This window comes from Sulfitobacter sp. SH22 (assembly GCF_965641905.1).
Lineage (GTDB): Bacteria > Pseudomonadota > Alphaproteobacteria > Rhodobacterales > Rhodobacteraceae > Sulfitobacter.
Genome location: NZ_OZ282573.1, coordinates 3144982 through 3167347 on the forward strand (window position 1 = coordinate 3144982; position 22366 = coordinate 3167347).

Below are 22366 nucleotides of genomic sequence, written 5' to 3' on the forward strand. Positions count from 1 at the left end.
CATAACGGCCGAGATTAAGAATAATGTAACGATCCAGCTAATAAAGTTCAGTTCGCTTCCAGTACCGATTGGCATTGGGCTGGCAGGTCCGCCAAGATCAGTTCGCGTTTGGGTTTGCGTTTTGGCGCATTTGGATTTGGCGGGGGCGGGTTCAGGATATTTGCCTGCCATTGTCTGGCATCCGCACAGCCATCACCGGGGGGCGGTGGTGCTTGGTTAACGCATCCGCGCGCGCCCTTGGGGCAGCTTAGCCGGACGTGGAAATGATAGTGATGCCCGTACCACGGGCGGACTTTTCGCAACCAGCTGCGGTCGCCTTTTTCATCAGCACACATTTGGACTTTGGCACCGGGGAAAACAAAAATGCGGGCGACGCGGGGGTCGGATGCGGCTGCTTTCAGGACCTCGTGATGTTGACGTGTCCAGCTGCTGTTTACGTAAGCTCCGTTTGACCGCCGCATCGAGATCGAAGAGATTTTCTCGCGCTCGGCGCGGCTTAGCTTTAGCGATTTGGGGGGGAGCATCCAGATGTCTGCGTCCAACCCCATTTGGTGGCTGGCATGTCCGGTCAACATCGGGCCGCCGCGCGGCTGGCTGATATCGCCGATGTAAATCCCTTCCCATCCGGGCTGCTGGGCGGCTTTGGCGCTCAACTTTTTGACGAAATCAATCATCTCGGGATGGGCCCAGTTGCGGTTGCGCGACAGACGCATTGCCTGCCAGGTCGGCCCGGTTTCGGCCAGCTGCTGTGCACCTGCAACGCAGCCTTTTGCGTAGCTGCCAAAGGGGGCGGCGGCTTGCGGGGAACCGTTGCTTTTTGCGCCGAACAGCTTTTTGGCCTGAACATTGCCAAGCGCCCCACCGGACGATCCGATTGTCGGTAGAATTTTGGACGCTTCACGGTTCGGCTTTGATGGTGATCCGCCGCAAGCGGCGACAGCCAAGCCAAGGACCAGAGCTGTAAGAATGCGGGAAAAGTTCATTTCGCGAAATCTCCTTTCGGCTTGACCCATGCTAGCAGAACCAGACCGATGATGAATAGCCCCACAACAGGTGTAATGCCGAGTCTTTGACTTCCCGTTAAATCGCTCGCAATCGCGATCAATGCAGGGGCCAAAAACGATGTCGCTTTGCCCGACAGCGCATAAAGGCCAAATGCTTCGGTCATGCGATCGGGATTCCCCTGTAAGGTCAACATGTTGCGCGAAGATGCCTGCAAAGCACCGCCCGCGGCTCCGATCAATGCGCCTGCAACGTAAAACAAGATATCAGGCAGCGCAGACCCTTCGCTTAGGGTGATCCCCATTGCGGATGTCGGGGTAAGCGAAATGATCAGACAGGCGGTCGCGATCAGGATAACGCAGCACGCGACGATCACGGGCATCGGTCCGATTGCACGATCCACCCGACCGCCAACCCAACAAAAAACAGCACCTGAAATGGCTGCCAGTATCCCGAAAATACCGATGTCGATAATCGACCAGTTCAACACGCCAAGCGCATAGATGCCACCAAACGTATACATGCCATTCAGGGCATCGCGGTAGAACATGGACGATCCCAGATAGGCCAGAAGCGAAGGATGCTGCGGCAGCTTTCCAAGGGTGCGCGCCAAGTCTGACAAGGCTTTGCCAACCTGATATTTCGGGGCATTCGGGTTTGGCGTGTCGCGGATGTACAAGAAAAACGGGACCATGAACACGGCATACCAGATCGCGGTTAACGGCCCGACAATACGTGTGTCGGCTTTGGTGGCCGGATCAAGGCCAAATGCGGGGTCAAGACCCAGCATGGTGAGCCCGTTGCCGCCGGCCTGAAACAGGAACACCATGATGATCAAGGCAAATACGCCGCCGACATAGCCGAACCCCCAACCTGATCCCGAAATACGCCCCCGCTCTGCAGGGTCGGGGGCCAGTTCCGGAAGGTACGAGTTCGTGAAGATTGTCGCGAATTCCATCCCGATCAGGCCGATCCCAAAGAAAAACAGCGCCCAAATGATCGAGAAATCTTGTGGGGCGGTCCACCAAAGCGCGGCGGACCCGATGAAATAGAGGGCGGAGAATAGCCATATCCATGGCATGCGCTTGCCTGACGAATCCGCGACGGCACCCAGCAAAGGCGCAAGAATAGCGATGGAAATGCCAGCGACGGTCAACCCATACCCCCAATAGGCCTGGGCCTGCGCTTTAGCGGCGTCCAGATCCATACCGCCATCGACCAAAGCTGCTGTTGCTGTTTGTGCAAAATACGGACCGAAAATGAATGTCAAAAGCAATGTATTGAAAGGTTGGCTTGCCCAGTCAAAGAAGTACCACCCCCAGATTTTCTTGCGCGCTGAAATCTTCGACATATGCGTTCTCCGGTTTTGAATGGACGGTAGTGCAGGGGGGTGGTGCCATGCAAGACGCGTTTTACCCAAGCCGTAGGGGGCTCAGGTATGGTCGCGTGCTTTAGGTCGGAGGGTGGACCTTTGCAGGGGCATTAAGATGCATTGGAAGAGATCAAAGCGCGCCAATTTCCGGACTGACCGAAGCAATTGGTGTAGAAGTTTGATTTTTAGGTCGTGCTTAATTTGATGCAGGTATAGAAGGGGTGTTGCCCTTGTTCTTTCATGGGTCGCTGCTTAACTGCGTCTAAATCAATCGAGAGGCCACATTATGACATCGTTGTTCCAGATCCTGATGCTACTTTTGAATATCGTGTGGTTTGTCATTATCGCCCATGTGATCATGAGCTGGTTGATTAACTTTCAGGTATTGAATTTGCGCCAACCTTTGGTCGCGCAGATTTGGGATGGATTAAATCGCTTGCTTGAACCGGTCTATAGCCGCGTGCGCAGCTTCCTGCCTCAGATGGGCGGGCTTGATCTGGCACCGCTTGTTGTCCTGATCTCGGTCGCGATTTTGCGTATTCTTTTGATAAACAACGCCGCACTGTTTTATTGACCGACCCTTCGGGGAGGATATTTGGAAAGCCAGAGAAGCAGGGGCCAGAGAAGCAGGGGATTGTCCCCGGTTTCTGAGTGTGGGAGTCTGCCCGCGAAGAGCAGATAATAGTTAGGTTTTCCATGTCAGGCGCTGCCACGCTTTTACGTGACGTATTTGGTTTCGACGGGTTTCGGCCCGGTCAGCAAGAAATCGTTGAAGCGGTGATCGCGGGCGAAAATGTCCTTGCCATCATGCCGACCGGTGGCGGCAAGTCCCTTTGTTTTCAAATGCCTGCTTTGTTGCGCGAGGGGGTGACGGTTGTCATCTCTCCTCTGATTGCATTGATGCGGGATCAGGTCAGAGCCCTTCAGGAACTGGGCGTTGGCGCTGGTGCGCTCACGTCGGGGAATACTCCCGAAGAGACTGACGCGGTCTGGGAGGGGCTTGAGGCGGGCACTCTTAAGCTTTTGTATATGGCACCGGAACGTTTGGCGGCGGGGTCGGTGATTGGCATGCTAAAGCGCGTTGGCGTGTCGTTGATCGCCGTGGACGAGGCGCATTGCGTCAGCCAATGGGGGCATGATTTCCGCCCTGACTATTTGCGTATCGGTGAATTGCGCAGGGCGCTGGACGTGCCTTTGGCAGCGTTCACAGCGACGGCGGATGCGGAGACCCAGATCGAGATTGTTCAAAAGCTTTTTGACGGGGCGGCCCCGCGTGCGTTTTTGCGTGGGTTTGACCGGCCGAATATCCATCTGGCCTTTGCGGCCAAGAACTCTCCTCGTGCGCAAATCCTTAGCTTTGCGGCGGGGCGGAAGGGGCAGTCCGGCATCGTTTACTGTGGCACACGCGCCAAAACCGAAGGGCTTGCCAAGGCCTTGCGCGACGAGGGGCATGTTGCCCTGCATTATCACGGTGGGATGGAAGCCGAGGACCGGCGCATCGCCGAACGGCGTTTCCAGCAGGAAGACGGTTTGATTGTCGTGGCGACCGTTGCCTTTGGCATGGGGATCGACAAGCCGGACATCAGATGGGTGGCCCATGCCGACCTGCCAAAGTCGATCGAAGCCTATTATCAGGAAATCGGCCGCGCCGGTCGGGATGGGTCCCCGGCTGAGACCCTCACGCTGTTCGGGTCTGATGACATTCGACTGCGCCGGAGCCAGATCGACGAAGGGATCGCCCCGCCAGAGCGGCGGGCTGCCGATCATGGACGGTTGAATGCATTGCTGGGTCTGGCCGAGGCGTTGGAATGTCGCCGGAAAACCTTGCTTGGTTATTTCGACGAGGCCGAAATAACCTGTGGAAAATGCGACTTATGCGATACGCCTGCGGATGTTTTTGATGGGACGACAGCCGTGCGCAAGGCCCTTTCGGCCATGCTTCGGACGGAAGAATGGTTCGGATCGGGTCATCTGATCGATATTCTGCTTGGCAACGAGACCGACAAAATTCGCGAACGGGGTCATACCAGCCTGCCAACCTATGGGGTGGGCACCGAATATGATAAACGGCAATGGCAAGCGGTGTTCCGGCAGATGATGGGGCATGATCTGGTGCGCCCCGATGCCGAACGTCATGGCGCGCTGCGGATGACGGACGCTGCTTTGCCGATCCTTCGGGGCGAAGCGCAGATTTCATTGCGGCGCGATAGTATTCGTGCGGCGGGTGCCATGCGCCGACCGGCCGTCAAAATGCTGGTCAGCGAGGAAGACGCCCCGCTGTTGTCTGCCCTGAAAGCCAAGCGGCGCGGATTGGCCGAGGCGGCTAAAGTGCCTGCCTATATCATCTTTAACGATCGTACTTTGATTGAAATGGCCGAAAAACGACCCGACAGTCTGGATGCGATGGCGCGGGTTGGTGGCGTTGGCGCGAAAAAGCTCGAAAGCTACGGGCGGGCGTTTCTTGATGTTATCAATGGGGCCTCTGAAGGCATGCATCCGACGCGCCGCAAGCTTGCCGGGCGCGACGCTGGCACAGTTTATGACCGACTGCTTGAGGTGCAGGCAGAATTGGCGCGGGGCGCTGCGGGCACCGAAAAACCACTGAGCTGTTCTGCGTCGCTATTGGCCAAGGTCGCGCAGATGCGAAGCCCTGACGATGCAGCGCTGGAACGCGTGCTGGGGGATAAGCGCGCCGAAAGGTTTGGCAGCGCATTTCTGGACGTTCTGAGGGAGGCGGGCTAAGTCAAAGCTCATGCCAGAAAGAGGATGACCATGCTCACTGTTATTTCGCCCGCCAAAAAGATCAATTGGGACGCCCGCGATGTGGCAATGACGACGCCGGATATGTTGGGCAATGCCGCAGACCTTGTGCGGTCAGCGCGTGACTTGAGTGTGGATGACCTGAAATCGCTGATGCATCTGAGCGAAAATCTGGCCAGGCTGAACCGTGATCGTTTCGCCAGCTATCAAGACAACCCGAATGACGATGCGCTGCGGCCTGCAGCACTGGCCTTTGCCGGCGACACGTATCAGGGTCTGGAAGCAGCCAGCCTCGACGCCGATGAACTTGTATATGCCCAAGATCATTTGCGTATTCTTTCAGGACTTTACGGGGTTTTGCGTCCGTTGGACGGAATCCAGCCTTATCGCCTTGAAATGGGCAGCCGGCTGAAAACGCAAAAGGGCAAGAACCTGTATGAATACTGGGGCTCAAAAATCTCGGAGGCATTGAACGCGCAATCTGATGCGACGGGCAGTGATATCTTGATCAACTGTGCCAGTCAGGAATATTTCGGCGCTGTTGATCTGAATGCTTTGAATTTGCGCGTCATTACCCCCCAGTTCATGGAGGATAAGAGCGATGGCAAAGGCCCGAAAATCGTGAGCTTTTATGCCAAAAAGGCACGCGGTGCGATGGCACGGTTCGTCATCCAGAACCGGCTGAAAGAACCGGGGTCCATTCGCGATTTCGACATCGGTGGCTATGCCTGGAACAAAGACATGTCGACACCTGAAAAGCCGGTTTTCCTGCGCCCTTATCCTGCGGCTTGATGTTCGCTTTGCGGGGTTAACGGGACGGTGCCCGCGGGTTGATGTTTCCTGATCTGGGCAATGATATCCGGTTTTCGCAGTGGCTTGGTAAGATAATGATCAAGGCCGGTCGCAAGGATAGCCGTATCGTCACCATTCATTGCATGGGCCGTGAGGGCGACGATCGGACAATGGCTGCCAATCTGGCCTTCGAGGTTTCGAATGGCAGTGGTCGCCTCGTTGCCATCCATCTTGGGCATGGAAATATCCATAAAAATCATATCGGGCTGAAAGGTTTCAAACAGCGCGACCGCCTCCTCGCCGTTGTTGGCAAGCTTTAGGTCGATATCAAGGCTCTGGATCATTTTGGTGAAAACAAGCTGGTTCGTCTTGTTATCCTCGGCGGCCAATATCCGCATTTTGCGCGCTACGGCCTTGTCGCGCGGGGCCTCGGGCACACAGATTGTCGCCAATTGCGCAAGCAGATCACTGCGCGGGATCGGCTTTTTCAGGACAGCTTTGACCAGTTTGCGCGCAGGATCGTTTTCAGCGAAGGCCGGATTTGAACTGATAACGATGACCTCGCACAGCTGGTTCATCTTGCGCAGCTCTGTGGCAAGTTCAAAGCCGTCCATCTTTGCCATGATGTGATCGGCGATGATAAGCCCCACGTCAGCATCGACCGCCTTCAAAGCGATTTCCGCAGTGTCACAGCAGGTTACCTTGAGCCCAAGCTGTTCGAGTTGTTTCACCAAAATCGAGCGGTTTATCGTCTCGGACTCCACCACCATGACGTGGCGCAGTTGTTTCGGCAGGGGCGGGTGCGAGGTGTCAATCTGGCCATCCGCTTTCAACGGCAATTCAAATCCAAAGCACGACCCGACCTGTTCTTGGGAGGTTACCCAGATTTCGCCCTCCATCATCTGGATCAGACGTTGGCAGATCGCCAGCCCCAGACCCGTGCCGTCAAATTTGCGATTGCGTTCGTTTTCGACCTGATTGAATTCACCGAATATGTGGCCAATCATGGCCGGAGCGATACCGATGCCGGTGTCTTCTATCGCGATTTTCACCAAAACCTTGCCGGTTTCGGCGTCAGGCACACCTGTGACACGCACCAGAACATGGCCGTGGCCGGTGAATTTGACCGCATTCCCCATAAGATTGGTCAAGACCTGCCTGATACGCCCGGGGTCGCCAACCAGATGGGTGGGCATGAACAGATCATAATCCAGGGCAAGACCCAGACCCTTTTCCCGCGCCAGCGGCTGCAGCAACATGATGACCTCTTGGATCGCGCGTTCGAGGTCAAAGGGTTCGACGTGAAGATCGAGTTTTTTGGCTTCGATTTTCGAATAATCCAAAATATCGTTGATGATCACCAACAGTGCTTCGCCGGAATTCTTGATCGTATCAACATAAAGCTGCTGGTCTTCGGTCAGTTCCGTGTCACGCAAAACATCTGCCATTCCGACAACGCCATTCATCGGTGTCCTGATTTCATGGCTCATGTTGGCAAGGAACGCCGATTTCGCGCGGTTGGCGCTTTCGGCGATGGCGCGAGCCTCTTGCAGCTTGCGCTCGTATTCGACGGTTGCGGAAATATCCAACCCCAAAGATACCATGTCGCCGCTTGGGCCGCGTTGATCAGTCAGCTTGATGTGATGCCCGTTCCATAACTGTATGACCGTCGGCTCGGGCTCGGGATCCTGCAACCGTTCTGTCATCAGCCGCCGCCAGCTTTTCGGACAGAGATTACCGGTATTCACGATCCCTTCCTCGGTCAGCACCTGAAGGATCGTTACGTAATTGACACCCGGACGTATCAGCTCAAGCCCGTCAAACACCGAAAGAAAGGCACGGTTGGCCATGATCATTTCGTTATTGTGATTGAACAAAGCAAAGCCGTCCTTGATCGTTTCAATCGATTGCCACAGCCTGCGTTCGGTCAGTTCGATCTTTTCGCGCGCGGCGTTGAGGTCGGATTTGACCCGCTGGTTTTCACCACGAATGTTTTCCACTTCGGCGCGGGTTTCGACGATTTCATCGGTCAGCCTTTGCGCATGTTGGCCCAGCTTGCGGTTGGCGGCGAACAGCTCTGCTTGTTTCAGCTCAAGCATCCGCTCCGCCGCAAGTCGACCGCGCCGTTCCTGCGTCAGCTTGTCTGCCAGGTTCATGCCCCGCTCCGAATCCGTGATATTTCGTCTCCCCTCAGACATTCCGCGAACGAGGTGAACAACTGTTTAAGAAATTCCCTGATGCTTGCCAGACAAGGCGGAAGCGTGCGACGATAAATCATCATTCAAAGGAGACGTCCCAATGACACTCATCCGCCACCTTTTGCTTTCTGCAGGCTTGGTTGTTGGCTGGGTCGGGCTATCGCCCCTTGCCTTTGCGCAGCAGGCAATGCCCAAGGACCGTTTCGTTTTCGTCCGTAACATCGACTATTACGGGGCCGATCTGACCAACCTGTTCGACACCACGCTGGCGGCGTGTGAACGGGCCTGTGTCGCGCAGGACAGGTGTCAGGCGTTTACTTATAACACCCGATCCAATTCATGTTTCCCCAAGGCGGCAATTTCCGATCAGCAGTTCTATGACGGTGCCATGTCCGCGCGGCGTGTGGCGGTTGATCCTGCGATGCTTGCACAGGCGCAGATGCGGGCCGGGGATTTGACGTTTCTGCCCCGCGATGATTTGACCGCAGCGTTCAATCTGGTCGCTGATATTGCCCGAACCTACCCCTTGGATGCGCCGGATCAGTCATTCTCGGCGCAGACATTGCGATCGACGGGGCAAGCAATCGCGGCCACGGATGACGCCATGTTCTGGCTGCAACTGGCGCGCATTGGCCTGCGCGAGAATGATGAACTGAATTATCAGCAGCGGACCGCTTTGCGCAGCGACGCGGTTGGGGCCGCCATAAACGGATACTTGCGCGCGTCCGATCCATCGGGGCAGACATTGGCGCTGGAACTGCTTGCCCAAGCGCTCGAGGCGAATAATCGTGGGCGCGACATGATCCCTGTTTTGCGCCTTGCACACGCAAATTCCCAACGCCCCGATCTGTTGGCCGCGCTGGATGACGCGATTGGGAAATACGGGTTTCGGATCACGGACCACCGCGTGGATAGCGATGCCGCTGCCCCGCGCATCTGCGCCGAGTTTTCGGAGCCGTTGATCCAGGGCGGAACAGATTACACGCCGTTCGTCAGGATTGATGGTGCCGGTTTTGCGGTCGAAGCCAAAGACCAGCAGATTTGCATTGATGGCGTGGAACACGGGGCGCGGTATCAGGTGACGTTTCGCGCAGGCTTGCCAGCGGCCAGCGGCGAGGTGCTGAACAAGGATGTGCCGCTTGTCCTCTATGTGCGTGACCGCACCCCGCTGGTCCGGTTTCCGGGGCGGGCCTATGTCCTGCCCCGCAGCGCGGATGCCGCCCTGCCCATCGAAAGCGTGAATACTGATCGTGTTGATCTGGTGTTGCGCAAAGTCAGCGATCGAAATCTGGTCGCCGCGATAAAGGAAAACTATTTCGGGCGGCCCCTGAACAACTATGAGGGTGAACAGTTTGCCGAAAATCTGGCCCAAGAGGTTTGGACCGGCACCGGAGACGTCAAAAACACCCTGAACGCCGACATGACAACGCGCCTGCCCTTGGGGGATGTCCTTGGGGGTCAGCCCGCCGGAATCTATACGTTAAGCGCGTCAATTGATGGTCAGGACCCTTATGATTTCCCCGCAGCCACACAGTGGTTCGTGCTGTCCGATTTGGGCATTTCAACGTGGCAAGGTGTGGACGGGCTAGAGGTCGCTGTGCGCAGTCTGGCTGATGCAAGCGCTGTTTCGGGTGTGACGCTGTCGTTGATTTCGCAGGCGAATGCCGTTTTGGGCACCGCGACAGTTGGCGAGGACGGATTTGCGAAGTTTCCAGCCGGATTAACACGCGGTTCGGGTGCCGCAGCCCCTGCTTTGCTGATGGCTGAAAACGGTACGCAGGACGTGGCATTTCTTTCGTTGAACGATCCGGCCTTTGATCTGTCAGATCGTGGCGTCGAAGGGCGTGCCCCCAGTCCGCCAATTGATACCTTCATGACCACAGATCGCGGCGCATATCGCGCGGGCGATACGATCTATATCACAGCCCTGAACCGCAACGACCAAGCCGCCGCCCTGCTCGATTTACCGGTCTCAGCGGTTCTGCACCGGCCTGATGGTGTCGAATACAGCCGCACTGCCAGCCGGAATTCGGTCGCGGGCGGGCATGTGTTTGCGCTGCCCTTGGGGGGGAATGTGCCGCGTGGCGTCTGGCGTGTCGACATCATGTCAGACCTTGATGCGCCGGCCTTGGCCAGCCAGACGGTCTTGGTCGAAGATTTCGTGCCCGAACGGATCGACTTTGACCTCGCGCTGCCTGATGCGCCGATACGGTTGGGCGATACGCCCCCCTTGCGTGTCGATGTGCGCTATCTGTTTGGCGGGGCGGGGGCCAATCTGGGTGTTGAGGGCGAAGTGCGCTTGCGGGCGACCCGAACCCTTGACGGTTGGGACGGCTATCGTTTCGGGCGTTACGATACGCAGTTCACGGCGCGAACGTCCTATTTGGGTGACGCGGTCACGGGTGCCGATGGCACTGTAACGATCCCGTTGAAGCTGCCCGTGCTGCAAGAGCGTCCAGACCAGCCGTTGCTGGCCGAAACCATCATTCGCGTCGCCGAAGGATCAGGCCGCCCGGTGGAACGTCGCCTGAGCAAGGCGCTGCGGCCCGAGACGTCATTGATCGGCGTTAAGCCGGGTTTCGACGATGTGCTTGCCGAAGGGGCCGAGGCGGTTTTTAACATTGTAGCAGTGAAACCGGATGGCAGCGCTGGCCAGATGGATGTGCGTTGGACCGTCAACAAGGTTGAAACGCGATACCAGTGGTATCAGCTTTATGGAAATTGGGAGTGGGAGCCGATCACCCGCCGCATTCGCATGGATACCGGTGAGCTGACACTTGACGGTCAGCCAACGGCAGTGACCCTGCCCACGCAATGGGGCCAATACGAACTGGTCGTCGAGGCGTTGGACGGCAGCGGCGCGATCACATCGGTTGATTTTGCCTCAGGTTGGTATGGCGGCGATGGCAGCACGGATACCCCCGACCGTCTGACGGTGTCCTTGGATGCTGCCGACTATTCCGTCGGGGATACTGCAAAGCTGCGGATTGTCCCCGATGTTGACGGCACGGCGCTTGTCTCGGTCCTGTCGAACAAGGTGATTTCGCGCCAAACGGTATCCGTGGTGGCTGGCGAAAACGTCATCCCGCTGCCCGTGACCGCCGATTGGGGGACAGGGGCATATGTCACGGTATCGGTGCTGCGGCCAATGGATGTCGCCCAAAACCTGAACCCCGCCCGCGCGTTGGGGCTGGTCCATGCAAAGGTGCGGCCGGGCAACAAGCAGTTGAACGTCAGCTTTGATGCACCGGAATCTGTCGACGGGCAGCCGGGCATCCTGCGGGCGTCTGTCTTGGTCGATGGTATTGCTGCGGGAGAGACGGCCTATGTCACCCTTGCCGCTGTTGATGTGGGTATTCTGAACCTGACACGGTTCGAAACCCCAGACGTGACAGGGCATTATTTTGGCCAGCGCCGCATGGGCGTCGAGTTGCGGGATATTTACGGGCGTCTGATCGATGGCATGAATGGGGCAATGGGGGCTGTGCGATCTGGTGGCGATGCTGCGGCCAACGCCCAACTGCAATCGCCGCCACCCACCGAAGAATTGATGGCGTTCTTTTCCGGCCCGATCACGGTTGACGCGAACGGGCGCGCCGAAGTCGATATCATCCGCCCCGCTTTCAACGGCGCGATCAAGCTGATGGCAGTCGCGTGGTCTGACACAGCAGTCGGGGACGCATCAACCGAAGTCTTGGCCCGTGATCCGGTCGTCGTAACCGCATCTGTGCCGCGGTTTTTGGCACCGGGCGATGAAAGCCGGTTGTTGTTGGAACTGGTCCATGCCGATGGCCCTTCCGGCGACATGAACCTCTCTGTGCTGGCGGATGCCGAGGTTGGCTTGGCTGACGTTCCGACCCTTGTGACTTTGCCGCAAGGTGGTGCGCAGACCCTGTCGATCCCCCTGACCGCGCGCGAGCCCGGTGATCCGCTGATCACGGTCGAACTGACCACGCCGGACGGAAAAACCCTGCGCAAGGTTTTGACGCTTCCGGTGCGGGACAACGACCCAAAGGTGGCGGTGACCCGTCAGTTCAGCCTTGGGGCGGGGGAGCGTTTTACCTTTGATGGCAACGTCTTTGCCGGTTTGCGGGTGGGAAGCGCCAGTGCCACTTTGACAGCGGGGCCCTTGGCGCGTTTCGATGTGCCGGAACTGTTGCGGCAATTGGACAGCTATCCGTACGGCTGCACCGAACAACTGACATCGGGTGCGATGCCGCTGTTGTACCTTAGCGGAATGGCCAGCCAGTCAGGCTTGGGTGAACCCGCCCGCCTGAACGACAAGATCACCAAGGCACTGACCCAAATCCTGACCCGCCAGTCGCGCAATGGCAGCTTTGGGATGTGGGGGCCTCAGGGCGGTGCCTTCTGGCTTGATGCCTATGTGACCGACTTCTTGTCGCGGGCCCGTCGCGAAGGGGTGGATGTGCCCGATCTGGCGTTTGCATCAGCGATGGATAATTTGCGCAACCGGATCAGCTATGCCCCTGATTTTGATTTCGGCGGCGAAGACATCGCTTATGCCTTGCTGGTCCTTGCCCGCGAAGGTGCGGCCAATATGGGCGATCTGCGCTACTATGCCGATACAAAAGCAGACAGCTTTGCCACGCCGTTGGCTTTGGCCCAATTGGGCGCTGCGCTGGCGTCTTACGGTGATACATTGCGCGCCGATCTGATGTTCGCAAAAGCCGCATCGCGCCTGAGCAAACCTGCCGATCCCCTTGCCTGGAGAGACGACTACGGCAGTGATCTGCGCGATACTGCCGGGCTGCTGACCCTCGCGGTGGAGGCGGGAAGCACTGCAATCAATCAGGCCAGTTTAGTCTCTGAAATAGGATCTAACACGGGGGCTTTGTCGACCCAGGAAGCCGTACAAGTCGTGCTTGCCGCCCATGCGCTGATGGCACCCAACGCCAATTCGGGCATTCTGGTGGATGGCAAGCAAAGCGAAGGTGCGGTGATCACCACCCTTAGTGACGCAAACCCTGTTGCCTCTGTTATCGAAAACACCAGCGCTGCTGCAATCGACGTGAAAATGACGACCTATGGCGTACCTGAAATTTCGCCCTCCGAAGGCGGCTATGGCTATGCCATCGATCGCAGCTATTTCTCGATGGAGGGCACCCCGGCGGCGACAGATTTTGCATCCGGTGACCGTATGGTGGTGGTTCTCAGGATCACCCCGTTCGAGGAAATGGGCGCGCGGCTGATGGTCGATGATCCATTGCCCGCAGGGTTTGAAATCGACAACCCCAACCTTATTCGCGGCGGCGATATCGCAGCGCTTGATTGGCTGACCACTGCCGAGGCTGAACATGCCGAATTCCGGTCAGACCGCTTTTTGGCCGCCGTAAACCATCGCGGTTCCGACCCGTTCCAGCTGGCCTATGTCGTGCGGGCCGTCACGCCGGGGCAGTATCATCACCCCGCAGCAACGGTTTCGGATATGTACCGTCCTGAATACCGTGCAAATACCCCAACGGGCCAAGTGACCATCTCGCGATGATCGTCCGCTATGGTCTTTTCATTGTGGTGCTTACCCTCGGGCTTGGGGCTGGCGCGCGGGATTGGGCCGATCACTGGGTTGCGACCACCGACCTGCCCCTGATGTCGGTAGAAACTTCGGTCGAGGTGCATGACCGCAATGGCGTTTTGCTGCGTGTTTTTCCGGTGGAAAACGGGCGAACCCGTATGAAAACCGCAATGGCCGAAATCGATCCGGCATATCTTGAGATGCTGATCACCTACGAAGACAAACGGTATTATTCCCACGCAGGCGTCGATCTGCGCGCGGCGCTTCGGTCAGTATTTCAGGCTGTCTGGGAGGGAAAGGTCGTCTCCGGCGGATCGACGATTACAATGCAGGTCGCGCGGCTGCTCGAGAATTCCGGCACGGGGCGCTGGCCCGGTAAAATCAGGCAGATCCGCGTGGCTCTGGCGCTTGAGCGCGCATTTGGCAAAGATGAGATCCTGTCGCTTTACCTGACGCATGCGCCCTATGGCGGGCCATTAGAGGGGGTGCGCGCCGGATCGTTGGCGTGGTTCGGAAAAGAACCCGCACGCCTGAATATGGACGAGGCGGCATTGCTTGTCGCCCTGCCACAGTCCCCCGAAAGCAGACGCCCCGACCGTCATCCGGATGCCGCATTGCAGGCGCGTGACCGTGTGCTTGATCGGGTGCAAGCCCCTTCGCGGATGCGGCTTGCGCCGGTGCCCCGCCGTATGCGGCCATTTCCCCGTCTGGCCCCTCATTTGACCGACTTTGCCCGTGACCGCGCGCCCGCAACGCAGCGGATTGACCTGACCGTTGATGCGGGACTGCAAGGGCAGATGGAACAGTTGGCGCGGCGGGCTGTGCAAGGACGCTCTGCGCATCTCTCTGCAGCGATTGTCGTCGCGGACCATCAGACGGGGCAGGTCATCGCATCGGTGGGCTCGCCCGATTATTCCGATGCGGCAGGTGCTTTGGGGTTTGTTGATATGACGCGCGCCTTGCGGTCGCCCGGATCGACGCTCAAGCCCTTCATCTATGGGTTGGCATTTGACCAAGGCTTGGTGCATCCGGAAAGCCTGATCAACGATGCCCCGACAAGTTTCGGTCGCTATGCGCCGCAAAATTTCGATGGCATGTATCGCGGCGAACTGACCGTGCGCGAGGCATTGCAACTTTCCTTGAACATCCCGCCGGTCCTGCTGACCCAGGAAATCGGACCGGCCCGGCTGATGGGATTGCTGAAAAAAGGCGGTGCACAGGCTGTCGTACCGGGTGGCAAACCCGGGCTGGCGGTGGCCTTGGGGGGCGTGGGGCTGACCCTGAATGATCTGGTGCAGCTTTACGGCGGGGTCGCGAATGGCGGCAAAGTGCAGCCGTTGGTCTGGCAACAACAGATGCCGCAGCCTGCGGCAAAGCAGATCATGTCCCGCGCATCCGCCTGGCATCTGTGGGATATTCTGGCCGATTTGGCACCGCCGCCGGGGGTGGCCGCCCATCGACGCCAGATCGCCTATAAGACCGGCACGTCCTATGGTCACCGCGATGCATGGAGCATCGGTTTCGACGGCCAGCATGTCATCGGTGTTTGGCTGGGGCGTCCGGATGGCACACCGGTACCGGGGGCCTTTGGCGGTGATCTTGCTGCGCCGATCCTGTTCGAGGCGTTTGGCCGCGTTTCAGGCACGCGCAGCCCGGGGCCGATGCCCCCGCCGGAAACGCTGATGGTGAGCACGGCAGAACTGCCTTTGCCCTTGCAGCGGTTTCGCAGCAGATCCGCCGCGTTCAGACCCGCCACAAATAGGCCCGTCGTGCAGTTTCCGCCCCAAGGCGCAGTTCTGCACCGGGCCGGCTATGGTGTTCCGCTCAAGCTGGATGCAGGGGAGTTGCCGCTGACGGTTCTGGTCAACGGTGCTGCGGTTCTGACGGGGCTGAGAGAGCGCTCTACCGTCCTGCCGCTGGACGATCTGGGCTTTTCACGGATATCCGTGATTGACGCCAAAGGCCGCAGTGCCGAGGTCGAAATCAGATTGCAGTAGCCATGGCTGGCTTAGGTCCGTCGTCCCTCGCGCAGCCATGCGGCCACGATCAGCAGCGCACTGAGCAGCAGAACCAGCCAACCGGGCAGCAGCGGGGTTTGGCGCACATCGCGTGTCTCGTAGGCGTTGCGAGGTGTCAGGCCGATCCAGCCACGCCCTGCGGCAGGGCGACCGGGCCTGACCTCGCGGATACGGGGCAATCCGTCTTCGACCCGCACCATGCCACCGCGCATTGCGGCAAGGATCGGGGCCATGGTTTCATCACTCGCAATCGTATCGACGAATTCACGCGGTGCCGCTGGCCCCAGACCGATAACGCTGACCTGATCGCCGTTTTCAAGACGGTACAGTCCAATCTCAGGCCCCTCAAAAAGCCCCTCGAACACACCCGGCGCGGTTTCAGAAAGCGGGATGTTGACCGTGCTGCCGTCGGGCGCAGTGATAGTGACATCAGGAACGGCGTCGCCCAGACTGCGGCGTATGATGCGCATGGTTTGCCCCTCGGCGGTTGCAGTCAGGGCTTCTTCCTCCAGTTCGGGTTCTTTCATCATCCAATGGGCAAGGCGGCGCAGCAGTTCCAACTGGGGTCCGCCACCTTCATAGCCACGGCTCCACAGCCACGCATGGTCAGAGGCAAGCAGCGCCACACGGCCTTCTTCAACCCGGTTGAGGATCAACAAGGGGCGGTCGTCTTTGCCGGTCATGACCACATCGCCTTGGGGGTCTGTGACATCAATCTGGCGCAGCCACCGGCCCCAATCCCCGCGACCAGGCAGGTTTGTGGTGACGGGGTGGCGTTCGCCCAAATCGGATATGATGGGCAGAAACGGTTCTTCGATCACGCGCGCGGAGGGTGTTGCCGGCAGCACCGCGCCAAGCGGCGACCGAAACAGGCTGTCGGCGCTGGCAAAATCACGCCCCGCGGCCACCAGAACGGCACCGCCCTTGCGCACATAATTCGCAACGTTTTCGAGATACAGACCGGGCAGGATGCCGCGCCGTTTGTAGCGGTCAAAGATGATCAGATCGAAGTCGTCGATCTTTTCCATGAACAATTCACGGGTCGGAAAGGCGATCAGGGACAGTTCGTCAACGGGGACGCCATCCTGCTTTTCGGGGGGGCGCAGGATCGTGAAATGCACCAGATCGACCGAGCTGTCGGATTTCAGCAGATTGCGCCATGTGCGCCCGCCGGGGTGTGGTTCACCGCTGACCAGCAACACGCGCAAGCGGTCACGCACGCCGTTCATCTGGATCAGCGCCACGTTGTTGCGGTCGGTCAGTTCCCCGTCGGCTTCGGGCAGGGAAAACCGGATCACGTTGCGCCCGCCGTGGGGCAGGGTCACGGGCAGGTCTAGGTCTTGCCCGATCGGCACGCGAAAGGATTGCGCCTCTTCTCCATCAACGGAAATATCGATCCGCGCCAAGCCGCCCGCATCAGGGGCTGCACCCAGATCGTCAATCCGCAAGGTCAGCGTGACCGGTTCGCCGATAATAGCAAAGGCAGGCGCGTTGCGCACGGACAGGCGGCGGTCCCAGTCGGTTTCCTTGCCGGTCATCAGCAGATGCAGCGGAGCGGGCAGATCGACTGGCAGATCGGCATCGTGAATACGCCCGTCGCTGACTGCCAGAATGCCAGCAATCCGCGCGCGCGGTTCTTCGGCCAGTGCTTCGCTTAAGGCGGTCATCAGCTGTGTTCCGGCATCGCCTGCACCATCGGGGATGGCCACGCGGCGCAATTCGGTGTTGTCCCGCGCTGCGATTGTCGCAGCAATCGCGTCAGCGGCCTGGGTGCTTTGGTCTGTGCGGTCGCCCAGATTTTGGCTGGCGCTTTTGTCTTCCAGCAGGATCACGATGTCGCTTAGGGGCGCGCGGTCTTCTTGTTGAAAGGACGGGCCAGACAGCGCGGCAAGCACCACCAGCATGGCCAGCCCGCGCAAGGCCCATCCTTGCAAACCGCGCAGCACAGCCAGAAGTGTCGCGACAAGGGCAATCGCCGCGACCACGCCCAGCAAAACCATGGGGATCATCGGATCAAAAACGATTGTGGAAGTCATTGGCCCAACCGATCCAGCAGCGCAGGCACATGGACCTGATCCGATTTATAATTCCCGGTCAGCACATGCATGACCAGATTGACGCCGAACCGGTAGGCCAGTTCACGTTGGCGTTCACCTGCAAACCCGCGTCCCACCGGTACCATTGGCACGCCATTGGGGGACACGGCCCAGGCCGCCGCCCAGTCGTTGCCCCCGATGACAACCGGTGTGACCCCGTCGTTGAGGTTGCGAAACGGCATGCCTTCGACCTGTTCGGCATCGGGGGGGGATGCTTCGACCCAGATATCACGACCTGTATGGCGGCCGGGGAAATCTTGCAGCAGATAAAAGGTGCGGGTCAGCACGTGGTCGCCCGGCAGCGGTTCAAGCGGGGGGATGTCCAGCGGTGCAGCAAGGTCTTGCAGCTTGCGGCCATTCGGGCTGGACCCGCCGAAACCTGCGATATTTGCATCGCGCGTGTCGAACAGGATAAGCCCCCCCGACCTGAGATAGGCATTCAGCTTTGCATAGGCATCGCCGGACGGGCGCGGCTGGTCCGGTGTGATGGGCCAGTAAAGCATCGGAAAGAACGCCAGCTCGTCCACCTCAAGATCGACGCCGATGGGGTTTGCGGGTTCTACCGAGGTGCGGAAAAACAACGTGTCCGACAGCCCGCGCAAGCCCGCCTCTGACAGTTCGTCAACGGAGGGGTTCGCGGTGATCACATAGGCCAGCGTCATCTCGGCGGTGGCATTCAGGGCAAATTCATCAGCGGTTTGCGCATCGGCCGGGGCAGGGATATGCATCAGTGAAACCAAGATGATCGCCGCGGCATTGCTGCGTTTCAGCAACCGACCGGACAGGGCCAGTGACGCCACCACATCTGCAAGCAACAGCAGAATCGACAGGCTAAGCAGCCATCCGGCCAGCGGCATTTCGGGCGCAACAGCCAGACCGCGCACAGGCACGTCGCCGGGCCATGTGGCTGCCGCCAGTGTGGTCTGATCTGTGACCACATTGCGGGCGATGCGACGATCACCTGATGCATATATCCCCGGTTGCAAGGTTGGTCCGGCGGGGGTTGCCGCCAGATCGGCACCATCGACGCCGGGCAGGTTACCTGCGTCTTTCAGCTGGCCAAACCCGTCCATCACCCGCAGCGGCGTCCATGTGGTGCCTGCCAGATCCTGCGCCTCTACCGACGCGGTCGAGGATGAAATCGCCAAGCGTTCCATCATTTGCACAAACAGGCCAGACAGCGGCAAGGTCGACCATTCGGCAGTCGCTGTCACGTGGAACAAGACGACCTGACCCTGACCAAGCGCCTTGCGCGTGACCAGCGGTGTGCCATCGCTAAGCGATGCAATTACCCGGTCGGCAAGGGTGGGGTCAGGTTGGGCAACCACCTGGGCCGACACCACCACATCATCCGGAACTTCGAGCCCGAAGAAGGGCGAGGATTCGCGGAATGTATCCAGCGATTTAGGCTCTCCCCAGCTCATCGCGCCCCCAACGCTGCGGCCACCCGCGCGCAGGCGAACCGGCATCAGCGGGTCTTCGGCGTCGCGCGAAATGTCACTGGCGGCAATACGCGGGCCTGCGAAACGTACCAGCATGCCACCGGCTTCGATCCATTTTTCCAAGGGGGCTTGTTCAGCTTCGGACAGGGTTGCGATGTCGGCCAGAACGATCACATCGGGGTTGGCGGGCAGAACATCGGCAAGCGACCCGTGGATAATATCGGCAGCCGGTGCAAGGGCCTGTTCGATATAGTGCAAGGGCGAAAGCAGTTCCAAACCTTCGCGGTTTTCGCGGCTTGCGATCAGGGCAACTTCGCGGCGGCGCAATCCGTCATCCACCAGCGTCGTCGCTCCGGCTGATCGCTGCCCCGCAATGTCGAACCGTGTGATCCGCGCGCGCAGCTCGGCTGGCAAGGAAAGCGCGGCGGAGGTTTCGGTCTCACCGTTTTTAAACTGCGCAGGCACGGTGGCCAGAACACGCGCGTTTCCGGCGGGGTCACGGCCCTGGGCGTTCAGGATAACCTCGCGGGCATCCCCGGCCACAGCGCGTTTTACGGTCAATGTGATGGCACCGTCCTTGTAGCTGGCAGGGGCCATCGCCAGCACATTCGCACCGGTCTGATATGCTTCGACGGCACCCTGATCTTGCAGCGCATCCAGCATGTTGCTGCGGCTTGCATAATCCAGCCCGTCGCTGAACCAGAGCGTGTCAAACCCGTCGAGCGTTTTGGATATTTCAATCGCCCGAATGATGTCAGCGTCCGAGGGTTGCCAGGCGGCAGGCTGCAAACCGGCAAGCCGCGTGCGCCACACATCCGCGGATTGAAATGCCGGTTCTTCGGGGCGGGTGAGGGTCAGAAAGCCCACGGTGCGGTTCGCGCGGGCGGCACGGGTCAGCTGCGCGTCGATCACTTCGCTTTGTTGCTGCCACCGCGTGGCCCCGGCCCATGACCCGTCCAGCACGATCAGCAAGGGGCCAGACCCGTCGGCCTGTTGTTCTTGCGGGTTCAGAATGGGGCCGGCCAGCCCGATGATAATCGCGGCAACGGCCAGCATACGCAAAAGCAGCAACCACCACGGGGTGCGGTCAGAAACGCTTTCGTCATCTTTCAGGCCTAAAAGAAGCGCCACACCCGGAAATCTTTGGCGGATCGGCGCGGGGGGAACGGCCCGCAGGATGAGCCACAGAATAGGCAGCGCAAGAAGCGCCAGCAAAAGCCACGGCGCTGAAAAACCGATGCCGCCCAATACCGTCATGCTGCCATCCCCGCGCGGGTATCCAGCGCCGAATACAGCCACAACAGCGCCGATTGCGCAGAGGCGTTCGTGTGATGCACGCCGTAATGCCAACCGGTCAGCGCACACAGGCGTTGAAGCTCGGATTTGCGTTCGGCAAGGCGTTCAAGGTAGCGGGATTTCAGATCACTGGCCTTTAGGGTTTCGTGGCTTAGCGTGCCGCCGATGCTTTGAAATATGGTTCTGCCCGAAAAGGGAAACGCTTCCTCTGACGGGTCCAGCAGATGGCACAGAACACCGCGCACCCCGCGATCTGCGGCTTTGGTCAGGGCAAGGGTCACCCCCTCAAGATCACCCATGAAATCCGAGATGAACAGCGCGCGGGCATGGGGGATCATGGCGCGGTGTTCTGGGGGGGCATAATCGGCGGGGTCATCCTTGCAGAACATCTCGGCCAAACGCAGGATTTGCGGCCTGCCAGAACGTGGGGGCAGTGCTGTGCCCGTGAGCCCCACACGTTCGCCGCCGCGTTGCAGCATGATCGCAACGGCAAGGCCCAGCAACCGCGCGCGGTCAATCTTTTGCGGCAGTTTCACGTCTGATGAAAACCGCATGGACGCCCCTTGATCGACCCAAAGCATGACGGATTGCGCAATCTGCCATTCGCGTTCGCGCACAAATTCCTGATCGCCCATCGCCGAGCGTCGATAATCAATCCGGCGGCGGCTGTCGCCCGCCTGTGCGGGGCGGTATTGCCAGAAATCATCGCCGACACCTGCGCGTCGTCGTCCGTGCGCACCCAGCAAAACAGCGCCCGCCAGATGTTCCGCCCGCGCCAGAAGATCCGGAAACCGGGCTGCCTGAGCTTCGGCATCGGCGCGAAGGGTTGCGGGGGTTTTCACGCTGCGGCCTTTTTCCCGGTCAGGCTGGTGGCGGTCGTGTCAATCAGATCGTTCAAGCTGTCGCCGCGTGCGCGTGCGGCAAAGTTCAGCGCCATGCGGTGGCTAAGCACCGGACGCGCCATATCAATCACGTCTTCTGCTGAGGGGGCCAAACGACCCTGCAACAAGGCGCGGGCGCGCACGGTCAACATCAACGCCTGCGCCGCACGCGGGCCGGGGCCCCAAGCGACGGTTTCACGCACCCTTGCGCTGGCTTCCGGTTCGTCGGGGCGGAAGGCGCGGACAAGGTCGAGGATCATTTCAACCACTGAGTCGCCCACCGGCATACGGCGCAACAAGGTTTGCGCGGCCAGCAGTTCATCGCTCGAAAAGACCTGAGTGGATTGCGCATCATTTTCGCCCGTCGTGGCCAGCAAAATATCACGTTCGGTTTTGCGGTCGGGATAGGCCACGTCGATCTGAACGAGAAAGCGGTCAAGCTGCGCTTCGGGGAGCGGATAGGTGCCTTCCTGTTCGATCGGGTTTTGGGTGGCCAGAACGTGGAACGGCTTGCCAAGGGGGCGGTCCTGACCTGCTACCGTGACGGTCTTTTCCTGCATCGCTTGCAGCAAGGCGGATTGCGTGCGCGGCGAGGCGCGGTTGATCTCGTCGGCCATCAGCAACTGGCAAAAGATCGGCCCTTCGACAAAGCGGAAGGCGCGGGTGCCGTCGGGGGCGGTATCCAACACCTCGGAGCCCAGAATATCGGCGGGCATCAGATCGGGGGTGAATTGCACGCGGTTGCCTTCAAGGCCCATCACGGTGCTGAGCGTTTCTACCAGCCGCGTCTTGCCCAGACCCGGCAAACCGATCAGCAGGCCATGCCCGCCGCATAGCAGCGCGGTCAATGTCAGGTCGACAACCCGTTCCTGACCGATAAAACGATTGGTGATAGACGCTTTTGCCTGCGCCAGCTTTTCCCCGAGTGCTTCAATATCGGCTACCATATCGCTGGCTTCGGTCATGACTTTTGCGT

The 22366-nt window shown here is 59.3% G+C and carries 12 protein-coding genes; 5 read left to right on the forward strand and 7 right to left on the reverse strand.

Translation table 11 applies throughout. The features are described 5' to 3' along the window. Positions 1-47: 47 nt before the first annotated feature. Positions 48-983, reverse strand: a complete 936-nt coding sequence (mepA, locus tag ACSQ13_RS17405) for a penicillin-insensitive murein endopeptidase (RefSeq protein WP_295512082.1) — start codon at positions 981-983, stop codon at positions 48-50. Beyond that, on the reverse strand, positions 980-2353 hold the full coding sequence (locus tag ACSQ13_RS17410; RefSeq protein ID WP_176248887.1) for an MFS transporter: 1374 nt from the start codon (positions 2351-2353) through the stop codon (positions 980-982). The genes mepA and ACSQ13_RS17410 overlap by 4 nt, the downstream gene beginning before the upstream one ends. 307 nt (positions 2354-2660) lie before the next feature. Here ACSQ13_RS17410 and ACSQ13_RS17415 point away from each other — a divergent pair, with 307 nt between their 5' ends. The 3 genes from ACSQ13_RS17415 (at position 2661) to yaaA (ending at position 5926) form a co-directional block, all read left to right on the forward strand. Continuing rightward, positions 2661-2948 (forward strand): YggT family protein, encoded by a 288-nt coding sequence (locus ACSQ13_RS17415; RefSeq protein ID WP_176248888.1) that lies wholly within the window; start codon positions 2661-2663, stop codon positions 2946-2948. A gap of 122 nt (positions 2949-3070) precedes the next feature. Further along, positions 3071-5116 carry a DNA helicase RecQ gene (gene recQ, locus ACSQ13_RS17420; RefSeq protein WP_295512085.1) on the forward strand — a complete coding sequence of 682 codons (2046 nt, stop codon included), beginning with the start codon at positions 3071-3073 and terminating at the stop codon, positions 5114-5116. Between the two features lie 30 nt (positions 5117-5146). Beyond that, positions 5147-5926, forward strand: coding sequence for a peroxide stress protein YaaA (yaaA, locus tag ACSQ13_RS17425; protein ID WP_176248890.1), 780 nt, complete (start codon positions 5147-5149; stop codon positions 5924-5926). Here the strand turns inward: yaaA and ACSQ13_RS17430 are convergent. Continuing rightward, a complete protein-coding gene (locus tag ACSQ13_RS17430) occupies positions 5911-8082 on the reverse strand; it encodes a response regulator (RefSeq protein ID WP_176248891.1) in 2172 nt (723 codons plus the stop codon). The genes yaaA and ACSQ13_RS17430 overlap by 16 nt on opposite strands. Before the next feature lie 142 nt (positions 8083-8224). Here ACSQ13_RS17430 and ACSQ13_RS17435 point away from each other — a divergent pair, with 142 nt between their 5' ends. Together ACSQ13_RS17435 and pbpC are read left to right on the forward strand one after the other, a co-directional pair. Then, entirely contained in the window at positions 8225-13630 is a 5406-nt protein-coding gene (locus tag ACSQ13_RS17435; protein ID WP_295512088.1) for an alpha-2-macroglobulin family protein, read from the forward strand. Continuing rightward, entirely contained in the window at positions 13627-15654 is a 2028-nt protein-coding gene (pbpC, locus tag ACSQ13_RS17440; protein WP_295512090.1) for a penicillin-binding protein 1C, read from the forward strand. Before ACSQ13_RS17435 ends, pbpC begins: the two co-directional genes overlap by 4 nt. A gap of 11 nt (positions 15655-15665) precedes the next feature. Here the strand turns inward: pbpC and ACSQ13_RS17445 are convergent, their stop codons facing one another. The 4 genes from ACSQ13_RS17445 to ACSQ13_RS17460 are packed head-to-tail and all read right to left on the reverse strand — an operon-like array spanning position 15666 to position 22355. Then, positions 15666-17711 (reverse strand): hypothetical protein, encoded by a 2046-nt coding sequence (locus tag ACSQ13_RS17445; RefSeq protein ID WP_176248894.1) that lies wholly within the window; start codon positions 17709-17711, stop codon positions 15666-15668. Continuing rightward, on the reverse strand, positions 17708-20470 hold the full coding sequence (locus ACSQ13_RS17450) for a DUF4159 domain-containing protein (protein ID WP_295512092.1): 2763 nt from the start codon (positions 20468-20470) through the stop codon (positions 17708-17710). Before ACSQ13_RS17450 ends, ACSQ13_RS17445 begins: the two co-directional genes overlap by 4 nt. Beyond that, a complete protein-coding gene (locus ACSQ13_RS17455; protein WP_295512094.1) occupies positions 20467-21351 on the reverse strand; it encodes a DUF58 domain-containing protein in 885 nt (294 codons plus the stop codon). Before ACSQ13_RS17455 ends, ACSQ13_RS17450 begins: the two co-directional genes overlap by 4 nt. After that, positions 21348-22355: an AAA family ATPase gene (locus ACSQ13_RS17460; RefSeq protein ID WP_295512095.1), complete on the reverse strand. Its 1008-nt coding sequence runs from the start codon at positions 22353-22355 to the stop codon at positions 21348-21350. The genes ACSQ13_RS17455 and ACSQ13_RS17460 overlap by 4 nt, the downstream gene beginning before the upstream one ends. Positions 22356-22366 lie beyond the last annotated feature (11 nt).